The organism is Bradyrhizobium sp. (assembly GCF_019244115.1).
Lineage (GTDB): Bacteria > Pseudomonadota > Alphaproteobacteria > Rhizobiales > Xanthobacteraceae > Bradyrhizobium.
In genome coordinates this window covers 1-2,756 of the sequence record NZ_JAFATE010000274.1, presented here as the reverse complement: position 1 = coordinate 2,756, position 2,756 = coordinate 1, and the positions used below count along the sequence as shown (strand labels likewise).

Sequence of the window (2,756 nt, the reverse complement as noted above, 5' to 3'; positions counted from 1 at the left end):
CAACAGGCGGTCGTCCCAGCGACCCCAGCCGCGCCCGTGTTGATCGCTTCTTTCGAATGCCCACCGCAACCCTCCGCATCTGAAGTGTTGCGACGATCTGTTGAGCCCAAGGTCCCTTATAATCGCTCTAAGGTGAGCAGCTCTCTTGGCCGCGCCGCTTGACCCCAAGCCTTGCGATTGAAAATTAGGGCTATGAACGAACATGGAAATCGACGGCGGCCCTTGCGGCTCGGCCTCGCCCGGCGCGGCTACAGGGGTGTGATCCAGCGCCTTGCGACGAAGGGAGCCGGCTCGGCGCTGCCTGACGCCGAACTCGAAAGCCGCCTCATCGAACTCGGCTTCGTCGAAGGCGCCAAGGTCGAGATTTTGCACGAAGGTATCGTCTCGCGCGACCCCATCGCGGTTCGGGTCGACAACGTCACCATCGCCGTGCGCCGCCGGGAGGCGATGGCGGTCATCGTCGCCTGAAGCAAGCAGGTCTCACATGGAAGCACGGTTGATGCATCTGGCCCTTGTGGGCACGCCGAACAGCGGCAAGACCGCGCTGTTCAACGCGTTGACCGGCAGCCGCCAGAAGGTGGCGAACTATCCGGGCGTCACGGTCGAGCGCAAGGAAGGATCCTTCGTCACGCCGCACGGGCGCCAGGTCTCGTTGGTCGACCTGCCGGGCACCTATTCGCTGAGAGGCCGCAGCCCCGACGAGGAGATCACGCGCGACATCGTGCTCGGCCGGACGCGCGGCGAGGCGGTGCCCGATCTCGTGCTGTGCGTGGCGGATTCCACCAATCTCCGCCTCACCATCCGCCTGCTGCTCGAGCTCAAGAACACCGGCCGCCCGATCGCCCTCGTGCTCAACATGTTCGACATCGCCACGCGCCGCGGCGTCACCGTCGACGTACCCAGACTGTCCGAGGCGCTTGGCGTGCCGGTGGTGACCTCGATTGCCGTGCGCAAGGGCGGCACGGCCGATCTGTTGCATCTGACCGATCAGATCCTGTCAGGGACACGGCCGGTGAGCGGCGAGAATCGCTGGCGTCCGCTCACCGTGGCGGAACTGCGCGCCACTCAGCGCGAGGCCGACCGCATCATTGCGGCGACCGTCGGCCTGCCGACGCAGCCTGACACCTGGACCGCACGGATCGACGCCGTCGTGCTGCATCCGGTCGGCGGGCTCGCGATCCTGCTCCTGATCCTGTTCGTGATGTTCCAGGCGGTGTTCGCCTGGACCCAGCCGCTGATGGAGCTGTTGTCCTCGGCCTTCGACGGCCTCGGGCAATTGGTTCACGACCTCCTCCCGGCAGGCCTGCTGCAAAGCTTCCTGCAGAACGGCGTCATCTCCGGCGTCGGCACCGTCATCGTGTTTCTGCCGCAGATCATCATCGTCTTCCTGTTCATCCTGCTGCTCGAGGATTTCGGCTATATGGCGCGCGCGGCGTTCCTGATGGATCGCATCATGGGCGGCGCCGGACTGCACGGCCGCGCCTTCATCCCGCTGCTCTCGAGCTTTGCCTGCGCCATTCCCGGCATCATGGCGACGCGGGTGATCGACAACCGCCGCGACCGCCTGACCACGATTCTGATCGCTCCGCTGATGACCTGCTCAGCACGGATTCCGGTGTATACGCTGATCATCTCGGCCTTCATCCCCGAGAGGGAGGTGTGGGGCTGGATCAACCTGCGGGGCCTCGTGATGTTCGGCCTCTATGCCGCGGGCATCGCCAGCGCGCTCGGCCTCTCATTCCTGGTCAAGTTCTTCATGTGGCGCGACTATCAGCCGGCACCGTTCATGCTGGAGCTGCCGGACTACAAGATGCCGCGGGTGCACAGCGTCGCGATCGGCATCTTGAACCGGGCCAAGATGTTCCTGAAGCGTGCCGGGACCACCATCTTTGCCATGATGGTGCTGATCTGGTTTTTGGCCTCGTTCCCGCAGCCTCCGGCCGGCGCCCAGGATCCGGCGATCAACTACAGCCTCGCCGCCATCATCGGCAAAGCCGTCGCCCCGCTGCTCGCGCCGGTGGGCTTCAACTGGCAGATCGCCGTGGCGCTGATTCCGGGAATGGCGGCGCGTGAGGTTGCCGTCGCAGCCCTCGGCACCGTCTATGCCATCGAGGGCGGCAAGGAAGCCGCCGCGCAGATCGGTCAGGTGCTGGCGACCAAATGGAGCATCGCGACGGCGCTGTCGCTGCTGGTCTGGTACATCTTCGCTCCGCAATGCGCCTCCACCCTCGCCGTCATTCGCCGCGAGACCGGAAGCTGGAAATGGATGGCCCTGACCTTCGTCTACATGCTGGTGCTCGCCTATAGCGCGAGCCTTGCGACCTACAATATCGCGCTTGCGCTCGGCGCCGGGTGACGGCCCAGCGCGCCGGTCGGCTGAAAATAATACCGAATCAGATTGAGATCGGACTGCGCGGCGGATTTGCCGTTCAGGCTGGCGTCAATCACGCGGCGGCAGGCTGCGAGTGCAGCGGCGTCGCCGAGGTCGTTGGCGGCTTCGAGCGCCGGCCAGGCCGCGTCCACCGATGATGCGCGACCCGCCGGGCCGCCCGTGTCCGCTGCCGGAGGTTTGCGCAGCACCGCGCGGAACGTATCCATCCAGCCTCAATGCATCTCGAGCTGACGGGGAGGACCGGCATCGGCCGAGCCACCGGGCTTGCGCGATTGATAGAACTCCAGGACGCTCCTTGAGGTCTCGACGTTGAGGGCACCGAACTCGCCCTCGAGTTCGCGCAGATCGGCGACGGTGATACGGT

3 protein-coding genes are annotated in these 2,756 nt (G+C 65.5%); 2 read left to right on the top strand and 1 reads right to left on the bottom strand.

Features of this window, described 5'->3' with window-relative positions; all coding sequences use genetic code 11:
* Positions 1 to 192 precede the first annotated feature (192 nt).
* A complete protein-coding gene (locus tag JOZ76_RS12320; RefSeq protein WP_291698900.1) occupies positions 193 to 468 on the top strand; it encodes a FeoA family protein in 276 nt (91 codons plus the stop codon).
* 16 nt (positions 469 to 484) lie between these two features.
* The gene (feoB, locus tag JOZ76_RS12315; RefSeq protein WP_291698899.1) at positions 485 to 2,356 is read left to right on the top strand and encodes a ferrous iron transporter B; all 1,872 of its coding nucleotides are present in this window, start codon (positions 485 to 487) and stop codon (positions 2,354 to 2,356) included.
* Here feoB and JOZ76_RS12310 read toward each other — a convergent pair.
* On the bottom strand, positions 2,323 to 2,598 hold the full coding sequence (locus JOZ76_RS12310; RefSeq protein WP_291698898.1) for a hypothetical protein: 276 nt from the start codon (positions 2,596 to 2,598) through the stop codon (positions 2,323 to 2,325). The genes feoB and JOZ76_RS12310 overlap by 34 nt on opposite strands.
* Positions 2,599 to 2,756: the final 158 nt, after the last annotated feature.

What these genes read in the sequence shown, in the direction of transcription:
- JOZ76_RS12320 (WP_291698900.1), top strand. Translation starts at nt 193, where the DNA reads ATGAACGAACATGGAAATCGACGGCGGCCCTTGCGGCTCGGCCTCGCC.
- feoB (WP_291698899.1), top strand. Translation starts at nt 485, where the DNA reads ATGGAAGCACGGTTGATGCATCTGGCCCTTGTGGGCACGCCGAACAGC.
- JOZ76_RS12310 (WP_291698898.1), bottom strand. Translation starts at nt 2,598, where the DNA reads ATGGATACGTTCCGCGCGGTGCTGCGCAAACCTCCGGCAGCGGACACG.